Source organism: Klebsiella africana (genome assembly GCF_020526085.1).
GTDB classification, from domain to species: Bacteria; Pseudomonadota; Gammaproteobacteria; order Enterobacterales; family Enterobacteriaceae; genus Klebsiella; species Klebsiella africana.
Genome location: NZ_CP084874.1, coordinates 2,309,463 through 2,333,206, shown reverse-complemented (window position 1 = coordinate 2,333,206; position 23,744 = coordinate 2,309,463). Strand labels below are relative to the sequence as shown.

Annotated in this window: 27 protein-coding genes; 11 read left to right on the top strand and 16 right to left on the bottom strand. The window is 57.4% G+C overall.

Annotation, left to right across the window (positions count from 1 at the left end; translation table 11 throughout):
* Positions 1–9: 9 nt before the first annotated feature.
* Both LGL98_RS11385 and LGL98_RS11380 read right to left on the bottom strand, forming a co-directional pair.
* Positions 10–759, bottom strand: a complete 750-nt coding sequence (locus LGL98_RS11385) for an alpha/beta fold hydrolase (RefSeq protein ID WP_136032679.1) — start codon at positions 757–759, stop codon at positions 10–12.
* A gap of 88 nt (positions 760–847) precedes the next feature.
* Positions 848–1,021 (bottom strand): GhoT/OrtT family toxin, encoded by a 174-nt coding sequence (locus LGL98_RS11380; protein ID WP_008804686.1) that lies wholly within the window; start codon positions 1,019–1,021, stop codon positions 848–850.
* A 195-nt stretch (positions 1,022–1,216) separates the two neighbouring features.
* Here LGL98_RS11380 and yncL point away from each other — a divergent pair, with 195 nt between their 5' ends.
* Positions 1,217–1,309: a stress response membrane protein YncL gene (gene yncL / locus LGL98_RS11375; protein WP_071993330.1), complete on the top strand. Its 93-nt coding sequence runs from the start codon at positions 1,217–1,219 to the stop codon at positions 1,307–1,309.
* A 51-nt stretch (positions 1,310–1,360) separates the two neighbouring features.
* On the opposite strand, the gene LGL98_RS11370 is transcribed toward yncL, so the two are convergent.
* A complete protein-coding gene (locus LGL98_RS11370; protein WP_136032677.1) occupies positions 1,361–1,612 on the bottom strand; it encodes a hypothetical protein in 252 nt (83 codons plus the stop codon).
* Between the two features lie 477 nt (positions 1,613–2,089).
* On the opposite strand from LGL98_RS11370, the gene LGL98_RS11365 reads away from it, so the two are divergent.
* Positions 2,090–2,212, top strand: coding sequence for a small membrane protein (locus tag LGL98_RS11365; RefSeq protein WP_168435334.1), 123 nt, complete (start codon positions 2,090–2,092; stop codon positions 2,210–2,212).
* A 336-nt stretch (positions 2,213–2,548) separates the two neighbouring features.
* Here LGL98_RS11365 and patD read toward each other — a convergent pair whose 3' ends face one another.
* The 6 genes from patD to LGL98_RS11335 form a co-directional block, all read right to left on the bottom strand.
* On the bottom strand, positions 2,549–3,976 hold the full coding sequence (gene patD, locus LGL98_RS11360; RefSeq protein ID WP_136032676.1) for an aminobutyraldehyde dehydrogenase: 1,428 nt from the start codon (positions 3,974–3,976) through the stop codon (positions 2,549–2,551).
* Positions 3,977–3,998: 22 nt separating this feature from the next.
* Positions 3,999–4,805, bottom strand: coding sequence for an ABC transporter permease (locus tag LGL98_RS11355; protein WP_136032674.1), 807 nt, complete (start codon positions 4,803–4,805; stop codon positions 3,999–4,001).
* Positions 4,795–5,724 (bottom strand): ABC transporter permease, encoded by a 930-nt coding sequence (locus tag LGL98_RS11350; protein WP_136032672.1) that lies wholly within the window; start codon positions 5,722–5,724, stop codon positions 4,795–4,797. The genes LGL98_RS11355 and LGL98_RS11350 overlap by 11 nt, the downstream gene beginning before the upstream one ends.
* 1 nt (position 5,725) lies before the next feature.
* Positions 5,726–6,739, bottom strand: a complete 1,014-nt coding sequence (locus LGL98_RS11345; protein WP_136032670.1) for an ABC transporter ATP-binding protein — start codon at positions 6,737–6,739, stop codon at positions 5,726–5,728.
* 16 nt (positions 6,740–6,755) lie between these two features.
* Complete coding sequence (gene ydcS / locus LGL98_RS11340) at positions 6,756–7,901, bottom strand: putative ABC transporter substrate-binding protein YdcS (protein WP_136032668.1); 1,146 nt, start codon at positions 7,899–7,901, stop codon at positions 6,756–6,758.
* Between the two features lie 304 nt (positions 7,902–8,205).
* Positions 8,206–9,618: an aminotransferase-like domain-containing protein gene (locus LGL98_RS11335; protein WP_136032666.1), complete on the bottom strand. Its 1,413-nt coding sequence runs from the start codon at positions 9,616–9,618 to the stop codon at positions 8,206–8,208.
* A 528-nt stretch (positions 9,619–10,146) separates the two neighbouring features.
* Here LGL98_RS11335 and LGL98_RS11330 point away from each other — a divergent pair.
* The 5 genes from LGL98_RS11330 to LGL98_RS11310 all read left to right on the top strand — a co-directional run bounded on the left by LGL98_RS11330 (position 10,147) and on the right by LGL98_RS11310 (position 13,486).
* Positions 10,147–11,544 carry a cytochrome ubiquinol oxidase subunit I gene (locus tag LGL98_RS11330; RefSeq protein ID WP_136032664.1) on the top strand — a complete coding sequence of 466 codons (1,398 nt, stop codon included), beginning with the start codon at positions 10,147–10,149 and terminating at the stop codon, positions 11,542–11,544.
* The gene (cydB, locus tag LGL98_RS11325) at positions 11,544–12,554 is read left to right on the top strand and encodes a cytochrome d ubiquinol oxidase subunit II (RefSeq protein ID WP_136032663.1); all 1,011 of its coding nucleotides are present in this window, start codon (positions 11,544–11,546) and stop codon (positions 12,552–12,554) included. Before LGL98_RS11330 ends, cydB begins: the two co-directional genes overlap by 1 nt.
* Positions 12,554–12,679 (top strand): DUF2474 domain-containing protein, encoded by a 126-nt coding sequence (locus LGL98_RS11320; protein ID WP_136032661.1) that lies wholly within the window; start codon positions 12,554–12,556, stop codon positions 12,677–12,679. The genes cydB and LGL98_RS11320 overlap by 1 nt, the downstream gene beginning before the upstream one ends.
* A gap of 95 nt (positions 12,680–12,774) precedes the next feature.
* Positions 12,775–13,101 (top strand): hypothetical protein, encoded by a 327-nt coding sequence (locus LGL98_RS11315; RefSeq protein ID WP_136032659.1) that lies wholly within the window; start codon positions 12,775–12,777, stop codon positions 13,099–13,101.
* A 151-nt stretch (positions 13,102–13,252) separates the two neighbouring features.
* Positions 13,253–13,486 carry a DUF2554 family protein gene (locus LGL98_RS11310; RefSeq protein ID WP_136032657.1) on the top strand — a complete coding sequence of 78 codons (234 nt, stop codon included), beginning with the start codon at positions 13,253–13,255 and terminating at the stop codon, positions 13,484–13,486.
* A 7-nt stretch (positions 13,487–13,493) separates the two neighbouring features.
* Here LGL98_RS11310 and LGL98_RS11305 read toward each other — a convergent pair whose 3' ends face one another.
* Positions 13,494–15,455, bottom strand: coding sequence for a peptidase U32 family protein (locus tag LGL98_RS11305; RefSeq protein ID WP_136032655.1), 1,962 nt, complete (start codon positions 15,453–15,455; stop codon positions 13,494–13,496).
* 33 nt (positions 15,456–15,488) lie between these two features.
* Here LGL98_RS11305 and LGL98_RS11300 point away from each other — a divergent pair, with 33 nt between their 5' ends.
* On the top strand, positions 15,489–15,656 hold the full coding sequence (locus LGL98_RS11300) for a hypothetical protein (protein ID WP_168435333.1): 168 nt from the start codon (positions 15,489–15,491) through the stop codon (positions 15,654–15,656).
* Positions 15,657–15,666: 10 nt separating this feature from the next.
* Here LGL98_RS11300 and LGL98_RS11295 read toward each other — a convergent pair whose 3' ends face one another.
* A complete protein-coding gene (locus LGL98_RS11295; RefSeq protein ID WP_136032651.1) occupies positions 15,667–16,236 on the bottom strand; it encodes a helix-turn-helix domain-containing protein in 570 nt (189 codons plus the stop codon).
* A 184-nt stretch (positions 16,237–16,420) separates the two neighbouring features.
* Between LGL98_RS11295 and LGL98_RS11290 the strand changes: the two genes are divergently transcribed.
* Positions 16,421–17,587 carry a benzoate/H(+) symporter BenE family transporter gene (locus LGL98_RS11290; protein WP_136032649.1) on the top strand — a complete coding sequence of 389 codons (1,167 nt, stop codon included), beginning with the start codon at positions 16,421–16,423 and terminating at the stop codon, positions 17,585–17,587.
* On the opposite strand, the gene LGL98_RS11285 is transcribed toward LGL98_RS11290, so the two are convergent.
* Positions 17,564–18,433: an AraC family transcriptional regulator gene (locus LGL98_RS11285; protein ID WP_136032647.1), complete on the bottom strand. Its 870-nt coding sequence runs from the start codon at positions 18,431–18,433 to the stop codon at positions 17,564–17,566. The two genes, LGL98_RS11290 and LGL98_RS11285, sit on opposite strands and share 24 nt — an antisense overlap.
* A gap of 181 nt (positions 18,434–18,614) precedes the next feature.
* On the opposite strand from LGL98_RS11285, the gene LGL98_RS11280 reads away from it, so the two are divergent.
* Positions 18,615–19,511, top strand: coding sequence for a DMT family transporter (locus LGL98_RS11280; RefSeq protein WP_136032645.1), 897 nt, complete (start codon positions 18,615–18,617; stop codon positions 19,509–19,511).
* Between the two features lie 47 nt (positions 19,512–19,558).
* Here LGL98_RS11280 and LGL98_RS11275 read toward each other — a convergent pair whose 3' ends face one another.
* From LGL98_RS11275 to tehA, 3 genes are all read right to left on the bottom strand, one after another.
* Positions 19,559–20,227, bottom strand: a complete 669-nt coding sequence (locus tag LGL98_RS11275; protein ID WP_136032644.1) for a DUF3313 domain-containing protein — start codon at positions 20,225–20,227, stop codon at positions 19,559–19,561.
* A 263-nt stretch (positions 20,228–20,490) separates the two neighbouring features.
* Entirely contained in the window at positions 20,491–21,087 is a 597-nt protein-coding gene (tehB, locus tag LGL98_RS11270) for a tellurite resistance methyltransferase TehB (protein ID WP_136032642.1), read from the bottom strand.
* Complete coding sequence (gene tehA, locus LGL98_RS11265) at positions 21,084–22,088, bottom strand: dicarboxylate transporter/tellurite-resistance protein TehA (protein ID WP_136032640.1); 1,005 nt, start codon at positions 22,086–22,088, stop codon at positions 21,084–21,086. Before tehA ends, tehB begins: the two co-directional genes overlap by 4 nt.
* A 111-nt stretch (positions 22,089–22,199) precedes the next feature.
* On the opposite strand from tehA, the gene ydcK reads away from it, so the two are divergent.
* Positions 22,200–23,180: a YdcK family protein gene (gene ydcK / locus LGL98_RS11260; protein ID WP_136032638.1), complete on the top strand. Its 981-nt coding sequence runs from the start codon at positions 22,200–22,202 to the stop codon at positions 23,178–23,180.
* Here ydcK and rimL read toward each other — a convergent pair.
* Positions 23,166–23,744, bottom strand: a complete 579-nt coding sequence (rimL, locus tag LGL98_RS11255) for a 50S ribosomal protein L7/L12-serine acetyltransferase (RefSeq protein WP_136032636.1) — start codon at positions 23,742–23,744, stop codon at positions 23,166–23,168. The genes ydcK and rimL overlap by 15 nt on opposite strands.

The window sequence follows — 23,744 nt, the reverse complement described above, 5'->3', positions numbered from 1 at the left end:
AAGCGCCTCTTAACCATGGCTGGCGATAAGCTGCGCCAGCCCCTCCGGGTTTTCCCACGCCATCGAGTGTCCCGCCCGGGACACCACCCCGACCGGGATCCCATGCGCCTGCACCAGATCGCTATCGGCATAAGGCAGCGACAGCTCGCCGACAATCAGTCTTTTTTTACAACGTAACTGACAGAGCTGGGTAAACCAGGGTAGGTCACTGCCGCGCATCAAGCTGCTGGCAGCCCGCCAGACGGCCCAGGGCGCGCTGTTTTGCAAACACCCCGCCCATGGCGAGCGCTCCTCAGCCAGCATTCGGGCATAGCCTTCGGCAACAAAGTCCGCCTCTGACTGCGCCGCAATACGCCTGCTGTACTCGCCACCGCCGGCGAACAGATTGGGTTCAGAGACCAGCAGCGTGGTCACCCGTTCGCCCAGCAGCCCCGCCGCTTCGATGGCAACACTTCCGCCCATGCTATGCCCGAACAGCGCGAAGCGCTGCAGGCGCAGGTGGTTAAGTAGCTGCTCCACGACCAGTGCCTGAATATGTATGTTGTAACTAAAGTTGTGCGGTTTATCGCTGTAACCGAAGCCCGGTAGATCGATAAGTATTTTGCGCCGCCCGTTGAGCGCGGGGGCGCTGGCGACACGGGGGTAGTCGTAAGATGACGCGCAGCCGAGGCCGTGGATGAACACCACCGGGAGGCCATCTCCCGGAATATCGAGCCAGCGCAGGGTGGCGCCTGCGACGGACGAAAAGAAACTATTCACCTGTATGACTCCATGATAAGGATACTGTTTTTTTATACAGTAACCTTACCCTTCCCGCCACCCTTTTCTGCCGTCCGTCATCTGAGGGTTAAAACAGCGAGACGAGCAGCGCCATCGGGAAGCTGAACGGCCAGGTGGCGCCGATCAACAGGGCCGCCAGCAGTCGGATCACCCTGCTCTCTTTGGTTAAAAACCAGCTAATCACGGCGCATATCACGCCCATAATGGCGTAAAACACCAACATTTTTTGATATAACGTCATTCTTGTTCTTCCTTCCCTGAGGGGCGTTCCATGGTGGGATGATTATCTGCCATGACGTCGTGTTTCAGAGATACTTGTATAACAATTTCAGAAACAGGCTGAATATTCAGAATAAAGCCTGATTCGTCTTAATCCGATAGCGCAACCGCAGACGTCGTACTATACCTTTAGGGACTTACTCATTAAGGTGGCGTTATGGATGTCTCCAGCAAAACCGTCATTCTGATTAATGTCTGCGCCGCGTTTGCGCTTATCAGCCTGCTATCCGTAAGATTTGGCTGGTTTTAATCATTTTACTCAGCAACGAAACCTAAAAAAGCAGCCCTGGAGGCTGCTTTTTTACGCGCGAACAACAGAGTTGTTATCTTGCTTTCGAGCGGTGGGGGCTAACTGCCCGGCTGCCATTACCTTATTTAGATTATGGTTATAGCGCGGTAGAGCGTTGACTTTTTCACTATCCCATTCGGCGGCGGCGCAAACGGCCTGCCCAACCCCCATCTGCTCACAGCTTTGGATACGTTTCGCCGGGGCATTACCGTAGCTCAGCGTCAGGATGCCGATAGCCAATAAAATAAAAGCAAAAATTCTCACAGCCACATCAACGTTAAAACCTAATATGCGGTAAATGATCGCATGACGGATGTTGTAAAGTCAAACCTGGCGGCGTTTCGGCCGCAGCAACGGCATATGAGATATTGAGAACGAATATCCTGCAAAATCCGCCAATATAAAAAGCTTATTATTAATGCCGAAATAGATTGCTGCTATCCACGAATCACGGCAACTAACAATTAAAATATCCCGACGCTTGCGCCGGCTGCCAGAGACTGCTGTTCGTAAAATTGACTAAAGATGCGATTATTCCCCACGGATGGCTGATCCTTAACCGGACAAAGGCCAGAGACAAGCTGTTGTAACATAAACCCTTCACGCTTTTTTTCCGCAAATATACGCGACAGATGGCGCTAAATGACAATAAATATCATTTGCCTTGCTCTGAGATAATACTTACATTCATAACCATTGGTAATGTTTTGCGCCACGGCGCTTGATAAATTCGAGGTGGATATGTCCGGAATCATCACGCTGATCATCGCGCTGATCCTGCTGGTCGCGGCGGTATATAATCTTATTTCCTACATTCGGGATCGGCGCAGCGCCAGCTTGCCGAGCAAAAAAAACCGGCACTGAATGACAGCGATGTGATGCCCCTTTGCGCCCTTGAGGCTTAGCCCTCCTTCCAACATGCAATAGACAGAAAAAAAGCCCCTGCCAACAGGCAGGGGCCGATATTTGTTCGCGAAGGGCGATGTTGCCGCCTCACCCGCCGGGCGCTGTGCGCCTAGGGTGACTGGCGGTCCCCATCCGGCGCTTATCTCCGGCACTCACAATGGCTTAGCTCTTGAAGGGGCATAAGAATAATCTCATATCCCTGGCATTGAGTTTTGACCTTTCTTGCCATTGTGACTATTAGCGAACTAACACACCCGTGGCGAAATAATCGCCTGATGCTTAACCTTCAACATGTTAGCCATGCTTCACCATCACATGGCGAACCACAGTGTAATCTTCCAGGCCATACATCGACATGTCCTTGCCGTAGCCCGACAGCTTCTGACCACCGTGCGGCATTTCGCTGACCAGCATAAAGTGGGTATTGACCCAGGTGCAGCCGTACTGCAGCCTGGCGCTAAGACGATGGGCGCGACCGACATCTTTCGTCCATACCGAGGAGGCCAGGCCATACTGTGAGTCATTCGCCCAGCTCAGGGCCTGCGCTTCATCGCTGAAAGGCGTCACGCTAACCACTGGGCCAAACACTTCCCGCTGGACAATGGCGTCTTCCTGCCGGGCGCCGGCGAGGAGCGTCGGCTGGAAGTAATAGCCCGTGCCGTCAGCCCGACTGCCGCCGGTAACTACTTTAATATGCGGCTGCGCCCTGGCGGCTTCCACCGCCGCGCTGACGCGTTCGAGATGGGCCAGCGAACTCAGCGGCCCCAGCTCGGTAGCGGCGTCCTCCGGCGCGCCCATTTTCAGGCTGGCCACCGCCGCACCCAGTTTCTCCACCAGCTGCTCATAAATGCCCTGCTGAGCGTAAATCCGGCAGGCGGCTGTGCAGTCCTGGCCGGCGTTATAAAAGCCGAAGGTCCGCACCCCATCCACCACCGCATCGATGTCCGCATCGTCAAAAACGATCACTGGCGCCTTACCGCCCAGCTCCATGTGGGTGCGTTTAATCGACGAGGCGGTATGACCGATGATATGGGCCCCGGTGGCAATCGACCCGGTCAGCGAAACCATTCGCACTTTCGCATGGGCGGTCAGCGGGTCGCCTACCGTTTTGCCGCGGCCAAACAGCACGTTGATCACCCCTTCCGGGAAGATATCTTTTGCCAGCTCTGCCAGCTTCAGCGCCGTCAGCGGGGTGATTTCTGAGGGTTTGATCACCACACAGTTGCCCGCCGCCAGCGCCGGGGCCAGCTTCCAGGCCGCCATCATTAGCGGATAGTTCCATGGAGCAATGGAAGCCACCACGCCCACCGGGTCGCGGCGGATCATCGAGGTATGTCCTTCCAGATACTCTCCGGCGGCCATCCCCGGCAGGCAACGGGCGGCGCCGGCGAAGAAGCGGAAGACGTCCGCAATGGCCGGCATCTCATCGTTAATCACGCAGTGCAGCGGCTTGCCGCAGTTCAGCGACTCCAGCTGCGCCAGGGTCTCCGCCTGCGCCGCGATGACATCCGCCAGCTTCAGGAGGCACTCGGAACGCGTCTTCGGCGTTGTCTGGCTCCAGGCATCGAACGCCCGATCCGCCGCCTCAACGGCGGCATCGACCTGGGCCGCTGTCGCTTCGGCAATCTCCAGGATCACATCGCCGGTTGCAGGGTTGTATACCGGCACTTTCTCGCCTTCACCTGCCACTAACTTACCGTTTATCAATAGGTTGTGTTGCATAGCATTATCCTGTTTCATGGTTTTATTTCCCGTTTCCGGCGTCATTATCGCCGTCACGGGTGAGCCACCAGGCCCCTAAGATTGGTATGGTTGTTACCAGCATCACCAACAGCGCGACAACGTTGGTGACGGGCACATCTCGCGGCCGCCCCAGCTGATTCAGTAACCACAGCGGCAAGGTGCGTTCATGCCCTGCGGTGAACGTGGTGACGATGATTTCATCAAACGACAGAGCGAAGGCCAGCATTCCCCCCGCGAGCAGCGCCGACCCCAGGTTGGGCAACACCACGTAGCGAAAGGTCTGCCAGCCGGTAGCCCCTAAATCCATCGAGGCCTCCACCATACTCCACGACGTCCGGCGGAAGCGGGCGATGACATTGTTAAACACCACCACCACGCAGAAAGTGGCGTGCCCCACCACGATGGTCAGGACGCCAGGCTCCAGGCCGACGGCCTTAAACGCCGTCAGCAGCGCCAGGCCGGTAATGATCCCCGGCAGGGCAATCGGTAATAGCAGCAGTAGCGATACCGCATTCTTGCCAAAAAAAGTGCTGCGCCACAGGGCACCTGCAGCCAGCGTGCCAAGTACTAAGGCAATGGCTGTCGACAGAGCGGCAATTTTAAGTGACAACGTCACGGATTCGAGGATATCGCTGCGCCCTGCTGCCTCGCTAAACCAGCGCAGCGTCAGCCCCTGCGGCGGAAAGCTGAAGGCCGCATCCTCAGTATTAAAAGCATAGATGGCGATGATCAGCAGCGGGAAATGGAGGAATATCACCCCGCCCCAGGTCGCCAGTTGCAGATACCAGGGTGCGCGATCAGAGTGCATCGAAAGCTCCCAGACGTTTCACGAACGCCAGATAGAGGGCAATCAAGACAATAGGCACCAGGGTAAACGCCGCCGCCATCGGCATATTGCCGATCGCCCCCTGCTGCGAATAAACCATATTGCCAATGAAGTACCCCGGAGGGCCGACCAGCTGCGGCACGATAAAGTCGCCCAGCGTCAGCGAAAAGGTGAAGATCGACCCAGCGGCGATGCCGGGAATGGCCAGCGGCAGCACCACGTAGCGAAAGGTCTGCCGCGGCGTCGCGCCAAGGTCGCCTGACGCCTGCAGCAACGAACCAGGAATGCGCTCCAGCGCCGCCTGTACCGGCAGGATCATAAACGGCAGCCAGATGTAGACGAACACCAGAAAGCGTCCGAGACCGGAGGTGGACAAGGTGTTACCGCCAACCGCCGGAACGCTCAATAGCGCGCTCAGCGCCCCTTCCAGACCCAAATGGCTGAGGAACCACTGCGCCACGCCATCTTTCGCCAGCAGCAGCACCCACGCGTAGGCTTTGACAATATAGCTGGCCCACATCGGCAGCATCACCGCGATATAAAAGAAGGCCTTCATTTTGCCGCGGGTATAGCGCGCCATATACCAGGCCATCGGCAGCGCCAGCAGCGCGCTGGCCAGCGTGACGCACAGCGCCATCACCAGAGTACGCACAATAATGTCGTAGTTGGCGGGGTTGAACAGCGCCCGCAGATTCGCCAGCGTGAAGTCACTGGTCACCGACATGGTGAAGTCGTCAAAAGTATAAATGCTCTGCCACAGCAGGGTCAGCAGCGATCCCAGATAAACGATGCCAAACCACATCAGCGGCCCGATCAACAGTAAAAACAGGCCCAGCGCCGGCCGGCGCCAGAACATCCCCGATACCCGTCCGGTCTGTGCAGGAATCAACGCCATGGTCATCTCAGCCTCCGCTTTCCAGCGGGGTCATCGCCGACCGCGCCCAGGAAGCCAGAACCGTTTGCCCGGTTCGCGGTACGCTGGCCGCCGCAGCGCCATCGATATTGGCCTGGCTGACCAGCAGTTTGTCGCCATCCGCCAGACGGAGCTCGATCCGCGTCGCCGCCCCCTGATACTGCACCGCCTGCACCACGCCCTGCACCTCCACCTCGCCGCCGCTCTGCAGGCGAACATGCTCCGGACGCAGCGACCAGCTGCCCGGCATACCGCACAATCGCCTGGCCGCCTCAGCTTCAAAGACGTTGGCGGTGCCGACAAAGTCGGCGACAAAGGCGGTCTTCGGGTGCAGATAGAGATCCTGCGGCGCGTCGACCTGCTCGATACGCCCATTATTAAACACCGCCACGCGGTCCGACATCGACAGCGCTTCGCTCTGGTCGTGGGTCACGAAGATGAAAGTGATCCCCAGCGACTGCTGCAGCTTTTTCAGCTCCACCTGCATCTGCTCGCGCAGCTTCAAATCCAGGGCGCCCAGCGGCTCATCGAGCAGCAGCACACGCGGCTGGTTCACCAGCGCTCTGGCAATAGCGACCCGCTGCCGCTGGCCGCCGGAAAGCTGCGAAGGTTTACGCTGATGGGCAAAGCCGAGGGCCACTTTTTCCAGCGCCTCCTGGGCGCGGGCATAGCGCGCTTTTTTCGCCATGCCTTTGACCATCAGACCATAGGCGACGTTGTCGAGGATCGACATATGGGGAAACAGCGCGTAATCCTGGAATACGGTATTCACATCCCGCTGCCAGGGCGGCAACTCACTCGCCGGCTGACCAAAAATACGGATGATGCCGCCAGTGAGCTGCTCGAATCCGGCGATCAGCCGCAGGCAAGTGGTCTTTCCCGAGCCTGAGGGACCCAGCATCGAGAAAAACTCGCCATCGCGGATGCCAATGCTGACCCCATCTACCGCCCGCACATCGCCGTAGAAGCGCGATACATTCTGAAACTCGACCGCGTACGTCATTGTTTGCCTCCCGTCCTTAGCGGCCGCCCATGATCGCGATATAGTCCTGAGTCCAGCGGCTATAGGGAACATATTTCCCGCCTTCGGCGATCGGTGTTTTCCAGAAATGGATGCGGGTAAACTGGTCATAGCCGTTGGTTTCACAGCCTTTTTCCCCGAGCAGCGCGCTGGCTTTACAGCCCTCAGGCACTACCGGGAGCGAGCCGAACCAGGCTGCCACGTCGCCCTGCACCTTCGGCGTGAGCGACCAGTTCATCCATTTATAGGCGCAGACCGGATGCTTCGCTTCGCTGTGCAGCATGGTGGTATCCGCCCAGCCAGTCACCCCCTCCTTCGGAAACACGGTGGCGATGGGCTGGCCTTCAGCCTTCAGGCCGTTGGCCTGATAGGGCCACGAGCTGGAGGCTGCCACGCCTTCATTTTTGAAGTCGTTCATCTGCACGGTGGCATCGTGCCAGTAGCGATGGATCAGAGGCTGCTGGTCGCGCAATACTTTTAGCGCCGCGTTGTACTGGGTTTCCGTCAGTTGATAGGGGTCGTTAATCCCCAGCTGCGGCTGGGTGGCTTTGACAAACAGCGCGGCGTCGGCAATATAAATCGGGCCATCATAGGCCTGCACCCGCCCCTGGTTGGTTTTACCGTCCGGCAGGTCCTGCTTGACGAACACCACGCGCCAGCTGTCTGGCGGCGTCGGGAATACGCGGGTGTTATACATCAGCAGGTTTGGCCCCCACTGATAGGGCGTACCATAGACTTTATCCCCGACGTTAAACCACGCCCCTTTCGCAATACGCGGATCAAGGGAGCCCCAGCCCGCGATCAGCGCCGTGTTGATCGGCTGCACACGTTTGCCCATGATCAGGCGCAGTGAAGCATCCCCTGACGCGGTCACCAGATCGTAACCGCCCTTCGCCATCAGGCTGACCATTTCGTCAGAGGTGGCGGCGGTTTTGACATTGACCTGACAGCCGGTCTCTTTTTCAAACTGAGTGACCCAGTCGTACTGCTTGTCTGTCTGGCCGCGTTCGATATACCCCGGCCAGGCAATAATATCGAGACGCCCTTCTGGTTTATCCAGCGACGTGAGCGGTTCGGCGGCCTGAACGGTTAAGCTAGCCATAATCAGCACATAAAGGCTGCAACGGGCAAATTTTTTGCTCATCAGGTGTTACTCCTGTCACAAAGGAATTAGCGGCAGCCGTGCCGTAAAAATATCTCCTGAAATAAGGGTAGTCAGCAGATTAACGCCCCCGGAGGAATTTATGCAGGTTGTGACCCGGGACGCATTACGTAAAAATCGCCAACACAAAAATGACTTTATGGATTATAGACAACGAGTTAGACAAAAAGGAGGGGTATGCATATTTCCTATGGTGAGCGCCAGTAAAATAATGACCGGCCTCGATAAAAATCCTGATTCGTTTATTTTCGCCGAATGTTTATGATGACGAAAATAAACGACATAGTCAGGCAAGCTGTTCGCGAATAAGCTCCCCCAAACGCTTAACCCCCTGCTCTTCGCGTTCCCCCCAGCCCCAGGCGGTATTAAAACGGAAAAACGAGGTCCAGCTGGCGGTCGTGGAAAACATTTTTCCCGGCGCGATGCTGATATGCGACGCCAGCGCCCGGGCGCTGAGCACGCTGGCGTCGGCGCCTTCCGGTAACTCGATCCACAGAAAATACCCGCTGTCGCTATGGTGGATGGTCACCTCAGGCGGCAGATGGCGCAGCAGCGCCTGCCAGGCCAGCTGTTTACGCTCCGCCAGCTGGCGACGTAGACGACGCAGATGGGCGTCATAGCGTTTGGTGGACAGGTAATCCACCAGGGCTAACTGCATCGGTGAGCTGGTGGAGAGCGTGCTCATCAGCTGCAGCTGCTGGATCCGTCGCGCCTGTTTACCGGCCGCTACCCAGCCGATGCGAAATCCGGGTACCAGACATTTGGAGAACGAGCTGCAGTGCAGCGTCATGTCGTTGTGATCCCAATACTTCGCCGGTAACGGTTTCTCGCGGCCAAAATAGAGTTCACTATAAACATCATCTTCGATAAGCGTTACGTTATAGCGCGCCAGCAGCGCCACCAGTTGCGCTTTTTTCGCTGCGCTAAGGGTGAACCCAAGCGGATTCTGACTGTTGGTCATCAGCCAACAAGCCTTCACCGGGTAGTTTTCCAAAGCCGCTTCCAGCGCCGTCAGGTCAATACCGTCCTTGACGTCAGTGGCCACCGACAATGCTTTCAAACGCAGCCTCTCCAGCGCCTGCAGGGCACCGTAGAAGCAGGGGTTTTCCACCACCACCCAGTCTCCCGGCTCAGTCACCGCCTGCAGGCTTAGGTTAAGCGCCTCCAGCGCCCCGGCGGTGATGACGATCTCGTCCGGCGAGACGTTCATACCCTGCAGAGCATAGCGACGGGCAATGGCATGCCGCAGTTCTGCATTGCCCGGCGGCAGATTCTCAATGACGCTCATGGCGGTGGCGGTTTTACTCACCTGCGCCAGTGAGCGGTTGAGCTGCTGCAACGGGAAGAGACGCGGGTCCGGAAAGGCCGAGGCAAAGGGTAACATTGACGCCTGGCGGCTGGCCTGCAGGACTTCAAAAATATAGGTATTGATATCAACGGCTTCATCGCGGGTCACCTGGGCAGGCGGCGCCGGCTGGCGGAGCTTCACCGGCTGGGGAGCGACGTAATATCCCGATTGCGGACGAGCGACGATCCGTCCCTGGCTTTCCAGCAGCTGATAGGCATGGCTGACGGTCATAAAGCTCATCCCGCTGCTAATCACCTGCTCACGCAGGGAGGGAAGCCGATCGCCCGGCAACCAGACACCAAGCGCAATCTGCTCGGTCAGCTGCTGCGCCAGCTGTTGATACTTTTTCATTGCGGTCGTTCCCGTACGATAACCTCCCTTTATCATATATCAGTTAATAAAAAATAATAGGTTTTGATAACTGTTATGCCTACGAAAGCATTCGTGATACTCCTGTCCCAGGCTGCGGGCGTTTAAAATATCACCATCCAACATAGCGTGATTAAAACAAACCAGAAGATCAGCATGGCACCAAGCGTAATACACAAGCTCTGTAATCCTTTTTCAGACATTGGCATTCCCTTATTTTGTTATTCGTTGAATACAGTACGAAGAGTCTAATGACTGGACAATTTAAAATTTTTTAATTCACTATTAACTAGCTCATCCTTTTTACTGATTCTCATATTAATGAATGATAATAAATCAGGCCGAAGAGGGTCATACCCCATCAAAAGATATCCGGGCACAGACATGTCCGGACGGTCAAAAACATAACAGTGGCCAACTGTTATCGTAAAAAATGGCCGGACTGTTTCTGCCCCCTCACTCCCGCGCTGCCTAAAATTGCGCTGAATCAATTTTGTTGTGGAGTCCTGCATGTTCGGTCTTGATGCATTCCATCTGGCGCGAATTCAATTCGCCTTTACGGTCTCGTTTCACATTATTTTCCCCGCCATTACCATCGGACTGGCCAGCTATCTGGCGGTGCTCGAAGGCTTATGGCTAAAAACAAAAAATCCTGTCTGGCGCTCGCTGTACCATTTCTGGTCGAAGATATTCGCCGTCAACTTTGGCATGGGGGTGGTTTCCGGGCTGGTGATGGCCTATCAGTTTGGCACCAACTGGAGCGGATTTTCAGAATTCGCGGGCAGTATCACCGGCCCTCTGCTGACCTATGAAGTTCTGACGGCGTTCTTTCTGGAAGCGGGCTTTCTCGGGGTGATGCTTTTCGGCTGGAACCGCGTAGGGCCGGGGCTGCACTTTTTCGCCACCTGCATGGTGGCGCTGGGCACCATTATCTCGACGTTCTGGATCCTCGCCTCTAACAGCTGGATGCAGACCCCGCAAGGGTTTGAGATTGTTGATGGCCAGGTGGTGCCCGTCGACTGGCTGGCAGTGATCTTTAACCCGTCATTCCCCTATCGTCTTCTGCACATGACGGTAGCGGCGTTTCTCAGCAGCGCGCTGCTCGTCGGTGCATCGGCGGCATGGCATCTGCTGCGCGGCAACCAGTCGCCGGCGATACGCAAGATGTTTTCAATGGCGCTATGGATGACGCTGCTGGTCGCGCCCGTTCAGGCGCTAATTGGCGATATGCATGGCCTGAATACCCTGAAGCACCAGCCGGCTAAAATCGCCGCCATTGAGGGCCACTGGGAAAATCCGCCCGGGGAGCCAACGCCGTTACTGCTATTTGGCTGGCCCGATATGGAGCAGGAGCGCACCCGCTACGGTCTCGAGATCCCGGCCCTGGGCAGTCTGATCCTCACCCACAGTCTTGATAAACAGGTGCCGGCATTGAAGGAGTTCGCGCCTGAGGATCGTCCGAACGCTACCGTAGTGTTCTGGTCGTTTCGCCTGATGGCCGGGCTGGGCATGTTGATGCTACTGCTCGGCGTGCTGGCCCTGTGGCTGCGTCGCGGCGGCCGGCTATACCACTCACGACCGTTTCTGCATTTTGCTCTGTGGATGGGGCCTTCCGGCCTGATTGCCATTCTCGCCGGCTGGGTCACCACCGAAGTAGGCCGCCAACCCTGGGTGGTGTATGGCGTTCAGCGCACCGCCGATGCCGTTTCCGCCCATGGCGATCTGCACATGTCAGTAAGTTTGTTGACCTTTATCGTGGTGTACAGCGCTGTGTTCGGCGTCGGCTACAGCTATATGCTGCGCCTGATACGTAAAGGGCCACAGGAGATGCACCCGGCGACATCCGGAACCCCTGCCCGCCCACTGTCCGCCGCCACTGAAGGCTATCTGCAGAAGGAGTCCCGCTAATGGGTATCGAATTATCGGTGATCTGGTTTGTGATTATCGTCTTTGCCACGCTGATGTACATCGTCATGGATGGCTTTGACCTGGGCATCGGCCTGCTGTTCAGCACGGTGCGGGGCGGCGGAGATCGCGACGTAATGGTTAACAGCGTCGCGCCGGTATGGGATGGCAATGAGACCTGGCTGGTGCTCGGCGGCGCAGGGCTATTTGGTGCCTTTCCCCTCGCCTACGCGGTGATCATCGACGCCCTGTCGATTCCCCTGACCCTGATGCTGATCGGCCTGATTTTTCGCGGCGTCGCCTTTGAGTTTCGCTTTCAGGCTACACCGTCGCATCGACCGTTCTGGGATCGCGCCTTTTTTGGCGGCTCCCTGCTGGCGACCTTTAGCCAGGGCGTGGTGGTCGGAGCGGTGATCAACGGTTTTACCGTCAATGGCCGCGCCTTTAGCGGCGGCATGTTTGACTGGCTTACCCCCTTCAGCTTGTTTTGCGGACTGGGGCTGTGCGTGGCCTATGCCCTGCTGGGCGCAACCTGGTTGGTGATGAAAAGTGAAGGGGCGCTGCAGCAGCGGATGCGCGGCGCGGCACGCTGGTTACTGGTCGCCCTGCTGGCGGTATTTGCCGTCATCAGCCTGTGGACGCCCCTGGCGCACCCGGCGATTGCCGAGCGCTGGTTTAGCCTGCCGAATCTCTATTACCTGCTGCCGGTGCCGGCGCTGGTGATCCTGATTAGCGCCTGGCTGTGGCGCACGCTGCATCAGCGTAACCGCCATGTTTCGCCTTTCACGCTGACGCTGGGGTTGGTATTCCTTGGCTTTAGCGGGCTGGGGATCAGCATCTGGCCGCATATAATTCCGCCGTCCATCACCCTGTGGCAAGCGGCCGCCCCGCCGCAAAGCCAGGGCTTTATGCTGGTGGGCGCGCTGCTGATTATTCCGGTGATCCTGGGCTACACCTGCTGGAGCTATTACGTTTTCCGCGGCAAAGTCCAACCCGGGGAGGGCTATCACTGATGAAAACCGCCTGGACTAAGCGTCTGCTCTGGCTAATCGTACTGTGGGGAGGCAGTGTGCTGACGCTGGCCGCGATCAGCCTGCTGTTCCGCCTGCTGATGACCGCCGCAGGGCTAAAAGTCTAAGTGGGATGCAGAGAAGTCCGAAAATGGACTTCTCCATTTTATCTTCACTTTTGCCTGCTGAAATACGGCGACACATTAGAAGAAAGGATATTGCTATGAAGAAGTTAGCTTTTCTCTCCGCCGTAATGACGCTGGGATTATCGTCATGGGCTTTTGCTGCAGATAACCCGCCGCCGCCGCCGGAAAAAGGGGCACAGCATGACGGCCAGGGCGCACAGCACCAGGGGCAGCCACCGGCGAAGGACGGTCAGCACAACGGCAAACAACCACCGCATAACGGTAAACAGCCACAACACGATGGTAAACAACCGCCGCACGACGGTAAACAGCCGCAACACGATGGTAAACAACCGCCGCATGACGGCAAGCAGCCGCCCAAAGGTGGCGAGCACAACGGGAAACCGCTGCCGCCGAAAGCGTGATCCCTCTGGCCTGGCCCTCTGCGCCAGGCTTTTTTTTCGCCCTCCTTCAGTCCCCATTGACAAACGCTTGCCCTTCTTTGAATTAACCACAAATAAACCTGCGCTCCGCCAGGCATAGTAGGCCTACGTTTTTGATTCGCAGAGAAAAGGTATGTTGAGGAGAAGCATAAGCGCCCTGCTGTTGCTGTGTGCGCTTTTTTCAGGACATCTGCTGGCTCACCGCCAGGGACACGATTACTTTCCGCTGCAAAGCCTCGAACAGCAGCTGCTGCACGAGGCGGATAGCGATGAGCTGCGCAGCCGGTGTGAAGAGGTTGCCGCCGAACTGCGTGAGCATCATCTCTGGCAGAACGCCCGCAAGCCGCAGGCGCCCTTAAGCCTGTAGCGTCGAATCAGGCGCCTTTGCGTTTAGGCAGGGTTTTCAGCAGCTCGTCCGGGCTGACGGAAGCCACAATGCTCCCCGGATGCGGCATTTTCAGGATATGATTTTTAATCTTGCCCACCACGTGCATTTCGCACGGCCGGCAGTCAAATTTCAGGGTCAGCACTTCATCGCCATGGATCAGCTGCATCGGCGTGGCTTTCCAGCTCTTGATGGAGCCTTTGGCCTGTTTCGGACAGAGGTTAAAGGCAAATCGCAGGCAGTGTTTGGTGATCATCACCGGCACATCGCCCTTCTCTTCGTGCGCCTCATAGGCGGCGTCAATCAGCTGCACGCCATAGCGCTGGTAAAAGGCCCGCGCCTTATGGTTATAGACGTTGGCGAGGAAGGAGAGATGGGTCTCCGGATAGACCGGCGGCGGAACGGAGACGGGTTTGCGGGTGCCGCGCTGCCAGGCGTTGAGGCGCGCGTCATCCAGCATCTCGGCAGTTTCCCGACGCAGCTGGTTGAGCAGGCTGTTGGGAACAAACAGCGGCGGCAGATTAACCTGTACATCGCGCGCATAGTAGATGGTTTGCCCCAGTTTAGTGACACCGTCACGCAGGTTAGCCAGCGCCTTTTCCGCCTGGTTGGCCTCGGCGAAATCGCCATCGAGAGTATGGGTCACGCTGACGCCATCTTCACAGGTCATGGTCAGCACCAGCTGTTCCTGCCAGCCGCTCAACGTCACGTCTACCGCGATGCGGCGTTCACTGGAGGTCTTTAGCAGCGCCTGCTGCCAGTTATGATCAAGGTTGCGGTTGAGCGCCTGATGCGGGCGCACTTTATGCAGATCCGCCGGCATCTCGTTCGGCCACACCCGATAACGATTTTCTCCGGTTTTTTCCACGGTATTGGCGCGAAAGCCCACCACTTCACGCTTAATCATCACGTTGAGACCGTCGCCGTTCGTTAGCGGTTCGCTGACCTCAACGTCGAGATGATCTTTACCCACCTTCAGCACTTCTCCCACCGGCAGGCCGATAAATTTTGGCGAATCAAACGCGCCGATATCCCCTTTGCGGGCATTAACAAAGTAGTCGGTGCTGCCGCGATGGAAGGTTTTATCGGTGGACGGAATAAAGAAGTGCTCGGTGCGTCCGGCCGAGGCGCGCGCCAGGTCGCCACGATCGTCGATAATGGCATCCAGCATCTGCCGGTAGTGGGCGGTGATGTTTTTCACGTAGCTCATGTCTTTGTAACGACCTTCAATTTTGAAGGAGCGAACGCCGGCATCGATCAGCGCTGCCAGGTTGGCGGTCTGGTCGTTGTCTTTCATCGACAGGAGGTGTTTTTCATAAGCTACTACCCGCCCCTGATCGTCCTTCAGGGTATACGGCAGGCGGCAGGCCTGCGAGCAGTCGCCACGGTTGGCGCTGCGTCCGGTCTGGGCGTGAGAAATGTAGCACTGGCCAGAATAAGCGACGCACAAGGCGCCATGGATAAAAAATTCGATGGTAGCGTCGGTGTGGTCGTAAATGGCTTTGATCTGGCTAAGGTTCAGTTCGCGTGCCAGTACGATCTGGCTGAAACCCGCGTCAGAGAGAAATTTCGCTTTTTCCACACTGCGAATATCGCACTGGGTGCTGGCATGCAGCTCAATCGGCGGCAGGTCCAGCTCCATGATCCCCATATCCTGCACAATCAGCGCGTCAACACCCGCCTCATAAAGATCGGTAATCAGCCGCTGCGCCGGCGCCAGTTCATCGTCATGCAGAATGGTGTTCAGCGTCACAAAGACCTTCGCGCCATAACGATGAGCGAAAGGCACCAGCCCGGCGATATCGCTCAGACTGTTGCTGGCATTATGGCGGGCGCCAAAGCCGGGCCCACCAATGTAAACGGCATCGGCGCCGTGGAGGATCGCTTCGCGAGCGATACCGGCGTCGCGGGCAGGACTAAGAAGTTCAAGACGATGATTGTGCAGGCGCATACGCGTGTTGTTATCCAGTATAAGGGGGTCGAAATGGCGGCTATTGTAGTCAGAACCGGGCACAGACGAAAACCTTTTCCGCCGTCGCGTGACGACGAATTTTCACTTTTCAGCAAAGTATTGAAGGAAAAGATATTTCCCTCAATTAACGGCACAGAGTACTGTCTTCACGTATTCCGGATTTTCCTCGTCACGTTGTGAGTGGTTATCATCAGTCATCTTGTCTGGCCGCGGGTCCGCCCGCGGTTTTTTCTTTTGGATAATGGATAAGAGAATGGAAATGGGCCGCCTGAACGCCGCGGTTACGATACGCGTGGGCCGCATCGCCGGCGAAGCGCCGTCCCTCACCTGCCTGCAGTAAATGCCACTCCCCCTGCAAACAGAGCTCGAGGGTGCCGCTAATCACCACCACATGTTCAATCACCCCTTTCTCATGCGGCGTCGATTCGCTCAGCGCCCCGGGGGCGAGTGTTATTGAGAAATGATCAAAGCGCAGCTCCGGGTCCCATGGAAAAACCGGGGTCACCACCATCGCCTGCTGCTGCGGATCAAACGCGGCGGGCGCAGCGCTGGCGTCAGGCACAATAAACGCCGAAAACGGCACGTTCAGCCCGGTGGCAATCTTCCACAGCGTCGCCACCGTCGGGCTCGATTCATTACGCTCAATCTGCCCGAGCATAGCTTTCGACACCCCGGTCTCTTCCGCCAGACGGGAAAGACTCCAGCCGCGCTGCTGGCGCAGGGTTTTGAGCGTTGCCGCCAGATGTTGCGCAATATTCATCCTACCTCCTGATTATGCTGACCAAAGTATACCCGCATTTGCCTGATTCTACAGGGCGTTTAGCGGCTTCCCTGGCCGTTGCGGCCGAGAATACTTGTCGGCTATCTGCGATCTCACCTTCACCTTGTGCGTTATAGCGCACAATGATAGATTGATTGGACGTTATAACGCACAAGAGAATACTATGCGCGCCTTTACTGTTCCGCTTCCTACCCTGTTTGCCGGCTTCGTCGCCGTGCTGGTGGGTTATGCCAGCTCCGCCGCCATCATTTGGCAGGCCGCCGCCGCGGCCGGCGCTACGCCCGGGCAGATCGCCGGCTGGATGACGGCGCTGGGTCTCGCCATGGGGATTAGCACCCTCGTCCTGAGCGGCTGGCGTAAAGTGCCTGTGCTCACCGCCTGGTCAACGCCGGGCGCAGCGCTGCTGGTCAGCGGCCTGCAAGGCGTTACCCTTGCTGAAGCCGTGGGGGTGTTTATCTTCGCTAACGCGCTGATCGTCCTCTGCGGCGTGACGGGCCTGTTTGCCCGGCTGATGAAGATCATTCCCCATTCGCTGGCCGCCGCGATGCTGGCCGGCATTCTGCTGCGGTTTGGTTTGCAGGCCTTCGCCGGTTTGCAGGATCATCTGCTGCTGTGCGGCGGCATGCTCGCCGCCTGGCTTCTCTGTAAAGCACTATGGCCCCGCTTCGCGGTGGTGGCCGCGCTGGTCGTCGGGGCGCTGATCGCGGCGGCATCCGGGGACGTCGCCAGCACCGCCGTACCGCTGACGTGGGTGGCGCCGGAATGGATCGCCCCGCAGTTTACGCCATCGCTGCTGCTCAGCGTCGGCCTGCCGTTTTTCCTCGTTACCATGGCCTCTCAGAACGCCCCCGGGTTCGCCACCCTGCAGGCAGCGGGCTATACCGTACCGGTGTCGACGCTAATCGTCGCCTGCGGAGGGCTGGCGCTATTGCTGGCTCCTTTCGGGGTCTATTCCATCTGTATCGCGGCCATCACTGCCGCCATTTGCCAGAGCCCGGAAGCGCACCCGGATCCTAACCAGCGCTGGCTGGCGGCAATGGCGGCGGGCGTTTTTTATCTGCTGGCCGGGCTTTTTGGCGGGTCGATCACTGCCCTGATGTCAGCCCTGCCGACGGCGTGGATCCAGATGCTGGCGGGACTAGCGCTGCTCGGCACCATCGGCGGCAGCCTGTTTCAGGCGGTGCATCAGGCCAGTGAACGCGACGCGGCGGTGCTGACCTTTCTGGTAACCGCCAGCGGCGTGTCGCTGGCGGGAATTGGCTCAGCCTTCTGGGGTGTGGTGTTGGGTGGGGCGAGCTACGGCGTGTTATCCGCGCTGCGCCGCTCGTAGCTGGGACGGCGTCAGGCCGGTGGCGGCTTTGACCCGGTGACTGAAATGGCTGGCAGAGCTGAAACCGCAGGCTAGCGCAATATCGGTTAACGGCAGCGTGCTATGACAGATCAGGTTTTGCGCCTTCGCCATTCGCTGCTGCATGACATACTGATGCGGGGCCATATTCAGCGACTGACGGAACATTCGCGCAAAATGAAACTCACTCAGTCCCGCCTGCTGCGCCAGGTCGGCCAGGGTTAAAGGGTGATCGAGATGAGCGTCGATCCACGCCAGCACGTGACGCTTTACGCCTGGCGCCAGCCCTCCGGTGACCGTCGGCAAACGCCACTGCACGGTGGAATAGTGCTGGATCAGATGGGTGAGCAGTAAGCTGCTGGCGGCGCTGAGGGTCAGCTGGTTCGCCGGCTGCCGCCAGTCGTTAGCCAGCAAAAACTGACGATATACCGCGGTGATTTTATCATCGCTGGCGAAGGTCTTTTCCTGCAGGGTGAAGTTCGCCGGACTGCGGTCCCACACCTCTTCGCCGACGCGACGCAGATGCTCATCGGTACAGTAGAGATGCACAAACGACAGATCGCCGCGGATATCCCAGACGCTTTCATCGCCTTTCGGCATCAGACAAAAACGATCCGGGCCGCCGCCATTTTTCCAGCCGTGCGGGGTTTTTTGATAGCTTTCGTAGCCATCGGCCACGTACAGACTCAACGTATGATGATCGCTGCGTACCGTTATGGTATCGCAGTGGTTATACCAGGCGGCCAGTTGAATACCGGAATTCAGCTCGACGGTTCCCTTCAGCACCGCGTTCTGTCGCCGTAATGTTTCAAATGTCCCGTAACCCATCGTCTTCACACATTGTCTGTAAAAGCCTTAGTCTAGGGAGACTGTGGCGCGGTTTCCAGTCTTCAGCATGCCCTTGTGACAAATAAGCGCAAGAATTTGCAAGCCGACAACAAAACGGTGAAAGCCGCGGGTGACGACAGGCAGCATACTGCCTCCTTCAACAAGGCTAAGGAGAACCAGAGTGAACGCATTACTCTATGCACTCGTTGTCGTCATCTGGGGTACAACGTGGATTGCGATTTTTTTACAGCAGGGGCCGGTGGCGGCACCGGTATCGATTTTCTGGCGTTTCGCCGTAGCCAGCGTGACGATGCTGACGATTCTGTTCGTCACACGACGCCTGCGGCCGCTGCGCGCGAAAGACCATCTGTGCTGCCTGCTGCAGGGCTGCTGCGTCTTTTGCTTTAATTTCTGGTGCTTTTATACCGCCGCCGCCTGGATCAACACCGGGCTGGAATCAGTGATCTTTTCGATGGCCGTGCTGTTTAACGCCATCAACAGCTTTCTCTTTTTCCGCCAGCAACCGCCGGGCCGCTTCTGGGCCGCCGCCGCGCTGGGTCTCGCCGGTATCGTCATCCTGTTTTGGGACGACCTGCTGGCCAACGGACTAAACGCCTCGCTACTGTGGGGGATCGGTCTGAGCGCCCTGGGCACTTATGGTTTTTCGCTGGGCAATATGTTCAGTATTCGCCACCAGCGCCGCGGGCTGGAAACGCTGACCACCAACAGCTGGGCAATGCTGTACGGCACGCTGGTGATGGGAGCGATCGCTCTACTGCGCGGCGATAACTTTATGCCAGAATGGACCGTCAGCTATCTGGGCGCCCTGCTATATCTGGCGCTGTTCGGCTCGGTGATCGCCTTCGGGGCTTATTTCACCCTGGTGGGGCGCATCGGCGCCAGTAAAGCCGCCTATAGTACGCTGCTGTTTCCACTGGTCGCGCTGTCTATTTCCACCGTCTACGAGGGATATGTCTGGCACAGCAATGCCGTGATCGGACTGGCGTTGATCCTGCTGGGTAACCTGGTGATGTTTGCCAGACCTGAACAGCTATTACTGCGTCGGAAGCTGGCCTGAAGCGGCGGGCTGAAGAACAGCGCCGTCGGATGACGGCGCTATAGCCATTAATGCTGAGAAGGGTCGAATTTCACCGCATCGACCGCCATATCATCGATAACCTGCTTCATGGTTTCAATGGTCAGCGGCGTGTTTTCGTTGGCCAGGGTCTTTCCTTCCCCTTTACGAACGACCTTGATTACCGGCTTGTTGGTGCTGGCGTCGATCAGTTCGGCTTCAAAATAGAGGTCGGTGTCCATGGTGCGATGGCCGGTCGCAGCCTGGGTACCGGCAACGATCATCGCTACCGGGATCACTTCATAGAACTGCAGCCCTTCTTTGCTGGAGTCCACCCCGGTAATTGCCCCGCGGAAAATGAGGCTCCGCTTGCCAGCAGTGGTGGCCAGCGGTTTACGCTCGGAAATAGCCTGTTTCAGCTCTTTGTTGGTGTAATTAAGAATATCCTGCAGCGCCTTCTCCCCTACCTGGGTGGTCGGCTTCGGTACCGGATAGTAGGTCACCGGATGGTAAACAACGTTATCGTAGTTAGCCTGATTGTAATTTGGATCGATCCAACGCAGCTCCGACTTGCCGGAAGCGGTAGTGGTTTCTTTCAGGTTGGAATAATCTTTTAAGAAGCCCGAATATTGATTCGGTTGCGCCAGTTTCGACGCACAGCCAGTCAACGCTAACATCCCCGCCAGAGCGGCGACTTTCAGTAAAACGCGAGTACGCATAGAGAGATCCCTGTAAATGCAGTTTTTTTTCGGCAGACGTTATAGCAAATAGGACCCACTAGTTTTGTGACAAAAAAAGGGCTTCGTCAAGGAAGATTTATAAATATTGGTGGCCTGAACATTACGTTATTAAATAATCACTTAAAAATGGAATTGGCCTGCATTTTCTCTCTGCCGATAGGCTGTTTTTTACTCAGCGCTGTCGTGTTTTATTGGCGGACAAGCGACGCAGGTAACCTGATGTATTCCCTGCGTCGAAGAGATTAGACTGACTTGCGCGCCAGAAGCGTAGCGAAGCGCAGTTTGATGCGGTTGCCGTTGGCGTCGGTGCGATGCAGTTCTCCGACGTCTTCATTGTATTTCAGCAGCTCCCAGCCCTGGTAATAGTCGCGCAGCTCGCCAGGTTTAAAGGCAAACGGGAAGCCGACGGTGCAGGGATAATCTTCGGTGTCCATCGCCGCGACAATCAGGTTATACCCCCCGGCGGCGGTGCAACGCTGCATATTGTCGATGAGTCCCGGGATAGTGCCGGCCTCAAGAAACATCATCACCACGGTAGAAAGGATCAGGTCATACTCGCCGTCAAAGCGCAGGCTGTTGAGGTCTTTCACCGCAGTGCGCAGGTTATCCAGTCGCTCGGCGGCACGAATGCTCTCCAGATTGTTGACGCTCATGGGATTTTTATCCCATGCCGTCACCGCGAAGCCGTTGGCCGCCAGATAAAGACTGTTACGCCCGTTGCCGCAGCCCAGATCCAACGCCCGCCCCGGCGGCACAATCGTCGCGGCATGTAGCACCTCGGAGTGGGTGCGGGTCAGGCCATATTTTTCACTAAAATAATCCGCGTCACGTATTGTCATGATCCTTCCTTCTTATTCAGGAGTGTTTCCTGGTCGACTTTTACCAGCAGTTTCCCGCTGACCAACAGCAACGCTGTGCGCAGCAGCAGCAGGCCGACAACCAGATTACTAAAAATAAATAGCGGCATCGCCAGATGATGAAAAAAGCCGTCTCCCCTGGCCTGGCCGAGATGCAGACCGGTGGTGGCCAGCGCGGAAATACCGAACGAGAAGCTCCAGAAGGAAGCATTGAACGGCTGGCGAAGGTACCAGGGCATCAGACGAAGCATAAACAGCAGCTGTAGCAGGCCATAGCCGAACAGTAGCTTAGCAAAGGTATCGGCCTCCCCGCCGTTGACGCTAAGCCAGGCGCTGCAGGCTACCAGCGCCGGCGCCAGCTGGATCCCCAGCGAGGTGCGCAGCGGCGTCGGTAGCTCGCCCGCGCTGCGCAGACGCTGGAGAATTGCCGGCTCGAGGCTCAGCCAGGAGAAGACCCCGGCGCCGAGGAACACCAGTCCGGCATCGGAAAACCCCAGCGCACCACAGGCCATCGCGCTGATAAAATTATTGGCTACCGTCGGCAGATACAACCCCGGCGTGGTGGCCTCGTGAGGATGCATCCCCCGCCACAGTCCGGCACTTTGCCAGGAGGCATAGGCAAGCTGCAGCGTCACGCCCGGTACAAACAGCCCCAGCGCCAGCGGCCGGCACCACGGCACCAGCCCGATCGCCACCAGCAGCGTGGTGGCCGGAAACAGGCTGACAAAGCTGCTGCTGACCGGATGACGCATCTCCCGCAGCACACTCTCTGGAAAGCGAATCGCCCGGCAGAGAAACGCCATGCTGAGCAGCGCCCACATCGCTATCGCCAGCGTCACCAGCCCATCGCCAATGCTGCGACTCACCGGCCAGAGGGTGCTGGCATAACGCCAGGCGAAGCCCATTCCGATGGTGCCGAGCACCATGCCAAAATAACCTGCCGGCAGGTTCAGCACCTGCCGTGGCTTTTGCTTATTCTTCATTTTGTTGATGATATCAATTTAATTTGAAGTTGCATTTTAAAGGAACCTTATCCCGCACGCTACGGCGAACTTTGCTATGTTTATGTTAACCATAAGTAATGAGGATCGGCCATGCGTAAATACCGTCTCAGCGAACAGACCCGGCAGTATTGTTATCAGGATGAGCATGGCAAACAAAGCGTCACCCTGCGCCAGATCGTGGCGCTTATTGATTTCGCTGACGTCAAAGCGGGCAGCGAAGGCGGCTGGGTGGAAACGGAAAGCGATCTCAGCCAACAGGGTCTCTGCTGGATCTACGATGCCAACAGCGTGGTTTTTGCCGGCGCGCGGATCTTCGACGATGCCCGGCTCACCGGCCCCTGTGTCGTCAGTCATGGGGCCACCCTCCGCGGAAAGGCCTGTATCGAGGCCTCGCACATCAGCCACGAGGCGCAAATAAGTGACAACGTCACGGTTTATCATAGCCAGGTGCGTGGTTATTGCCGCCTTGCCGACGAAGCGCGTCTCCTCCCCCACTGCCAGGTGATTGCCGCCCGCGGCCTGACCGCCGATCGTGACAAAGTGCTGCAGATCTATCAGCGAGCCACTGTGAGTGCCTCGCGCATTCTCCACCAGGCACAAATCTACGGCGATGCCTTCGTTGAGCATGCGTTTGTCGAACATCGGGCGGAGGTGTTTGACCAGGCAAGACTTGAGGGGAACGAAGAAAACGACGTCTGGGTATGCGATAACGCCCGGGTATACGGTCACGCGCGTCTGATCGCCGGTCACGGAGAAGATGCCATTCCCACGGTGCGCTACAGTTCACAGGTGGCGGAGAATGCGGTCATTGAAGGCAACTGCCTGCTGAAGCATCGGGCGATGGTCGGCGGCGAGGCGCAGCTGCGCGGCGGGCCAATTCTGCTCGACGACGATGTGCTGATCCAGGGCCGGGCAGTCATCGTCGGCGATGTAATCGTTGAGCAACAGGTAACGATAGACGACGACGTGCAGATCGTCGCGCGCGAAGGCGAAGCCATTCATCTGCGCGGCCCGAAGACGCTCGGCGCGCAGGAGCAGATCACCCGGACACCGCTGTTAGGCGCGCTGTAATGCCTCATCGCGGTCAATAATGCGCGCATAGATATTCTGATCGTCATAGCGGCCGTTCAGATACTCGGCCTGCCTCAGACAGCCTTCAAGGGCAAATCCATTGCGCAACGCCACCTGGTTGCTGCGGGTATTCGCTACCCGGCATTTGATCACAAACCGGCGCACCAGTCCGCTACGGGCATAATGGTGGATAAAGGCCTGCAGGGAACGGGACAGATAACCCTGCCCCTGGTGCTCTTCATCGATCCAGTAGCCGATATAGGCCGTTTTATTCTGCGGTTCAATCTGGTTGAACGACAGGACGCCAATTAGCTGCTTATCGAGAAACAGCAAAAACATTTTGGCGTAATCCCGCTGATGCAGCATCACGTTACCCTGCACATGGCGGCGGGTTTCCTCTTCGCTGCGAACCGCGGCGGGCCAACTGAGCGACTGTTGTAACCAGCGCTGGTTTTTGACCACCAGCTGGTGCAGATCGCTAACATACTGCTCATCAATGGTAATCAGCGTCAGCGCCTCGGTCACCGGGATCGACTCAGGTACTGCTGGGATATCTGCGGTCAT

What these genes read in the sequence shown, in the direction of transcription:
- LGL98_RS11380 (WP_008804686.1), bottom strand. Translation starts at nt 1,021, where the DNA reads ATGACGTTATATCAAAAAATGTTGGTGTTTTACGCCATTATGGGCGTG.
- yncL (WP_071993330.1), top strand. Translation starts at nt 1,217, where the DNA reads ATGGATGTCTCCAGCAAAACCGTCATTCTGATTAATGTCTGCGCCGCG.
- LGL98_RS11365 (WP_168435334.1), top strand. Translation starts at nt 2,090, where the DNA reads ATGTCCGGAATCATCACGCTGATCATCGCGCTGATCCTGCTGGTCGCG.
- patD (WP_136032676.1), bottom strand. Translation starts at nt 3,976, where the DNA reads ATGCAACACAACCTATTGATAAACGGTAAGTTAGTGGCAGGTGAAGGC.
- LGL98_RS11355 (WP_136032674.1), bottom strand. Translation starts at nt 4,805, where the DNA reads ATGCACTCTGATCGCGCACCCTGGTATCTGCAACTGGCGACCTGGGGC.
- LGL98_RS11350 (WP_136032672.1), bottom strand. Translation starts at nt 5,724, where the DNA reads ATGACCATGGCGTTGATTCCTGCACAGACCGGACGGGTATCGGGGATG.
- LGL98_RS11345 (WP_136032670.1), bottom strand. Translation starts at nt 6,739, where the DNA reads ATGACGTACGCGGTCGAGTTTCAGAATGTATCGCGCTTCTACGGCGAT.
- ydcS (WP_136032668.1), bottom strand. Translation starts at nt 7,901, where the DNA reads ATGAGCAAAAAATTTGCCCGTTGCAGCCTTTATGTGCTGATTATGGCT.
- LGL98_RS11335 (WP_136032666.1), bottom strand. Translation starts at nt 9,618, where the DNA reads ATGAAAAAGTATCAACAGCTGGCGCAGCAGCTGACCGAGCAGATTGCG.
- LGL98_RS11330 (WP_136032664.1), top strand. Translation starts at nt 10,147, where the DNA reads ATGTTCGGTCTTGATGCATTCCATCTGGCGCGAATTCAATTCGCCTTT.
- cydB (WP_136032663.1), top strand. Translation starts at nt 11,544, where the DNA reads ATGGGTATCGAATTATCGGTGATCTGGTTTGTGATTATCGTCTTTGCC.
- LGL98_RS11320 (WP_136032661.1), top strand. Translation starts at nt 12,554, where the DNA reads ATGAAAACCGCCTGGACTAAGCGTCTGCTCTGGCTAATCGTACTGTGG.
- LGL98_RS11315 (WP_136032659.1), top strand. Translation starts at nt 12,775, where the DNA reads ATGAAGAAGTTAGCTTTTCTCTCCGCCGTAATGACGCTGGGATTATCG.
- LGL98_RS11310 (WP_136032657.1), top strand. Translation starts at nt 13,253, where the DNA reads ATGTTGAGGAGAAGCATAAGCGCCCTGCTGTTGCTGTGTGCGCTTTTT.
- LGL98_RS11305 (WP_136032655.1), bottom strand. Translation starts at nt 15,455, where the DNA reads ATGCGCCTGCACAATCATCGTCTTGAACTTCTTAGTCCTGCCCGCGAC.
- LGL98_RS11300 (WP_168435333.1), top strand. Translation starts at nt 15,489, where the DNA reads ATGGCGGCTATTGTAGTCAGAACCGGGCACAGACGAAAACCTTTTCCG.
- LGL98_RS11295 (WP_136032651.1), bottom strand. Translation starts at nt 16,236, where the DNA reads ATGAATATTGCGCAACATCTGGCGGCAACGCTCAAAACCCTGCGCCAG.
- LGL98_RS11290 (WP_136032649.1), top strand. Translation starts at nt 16,421, where the DNA reads ATGCGCGCCTTTACTGTTCCGCTTCCTACCCTGTTTGCCGGCTTCGTC.
- LGL98_RS11285 (WP_136032647.1), bottom strand. Translation starts at nt 18,433, where the DNA reads ATGGGTTACGGGACATTTGAAACATTACGGCGACAGAACGCGGTGCTG.
- LGL98_RS11275 (WP_136032644.1), bottom strand. Translation starts at nt 20,227, where the DNA reads ATGCGTACTCGCGTTTTACTGAAAGTCGCCGCTCTGGCGGGGATGTTA.
- tehB (WP_136032642.1), bottom strand. Translation starts at nt 21,087, where the DNA reads ATGACAATACGTGACGCGGATTATTTTAGTGAAAAATATGGCCTGACC.
- tehA (WP_136032640.1), bottom strand. Translation starts at nt 22,088, where the DNA reads ATGAAGAATAAGCAAAAGCCACGGCAGGTGCTGAACCTGCCGGCAGGT.
- ydcK (WP_136032638.1), top strand. Translation starts at nt 22,200, where the DNA reads ATGCGTAAATACCGTCTCAGCGAACAGACCCGGCAGTATTGTTATCAG.
- rimL (WP_136032636.1), bottom strand. Translation starts at nt 23,744, where the DNA reads ATGACCGCAGATATCCCAGCAGTACCTGAGTCGATCCCGGTGACCGAG.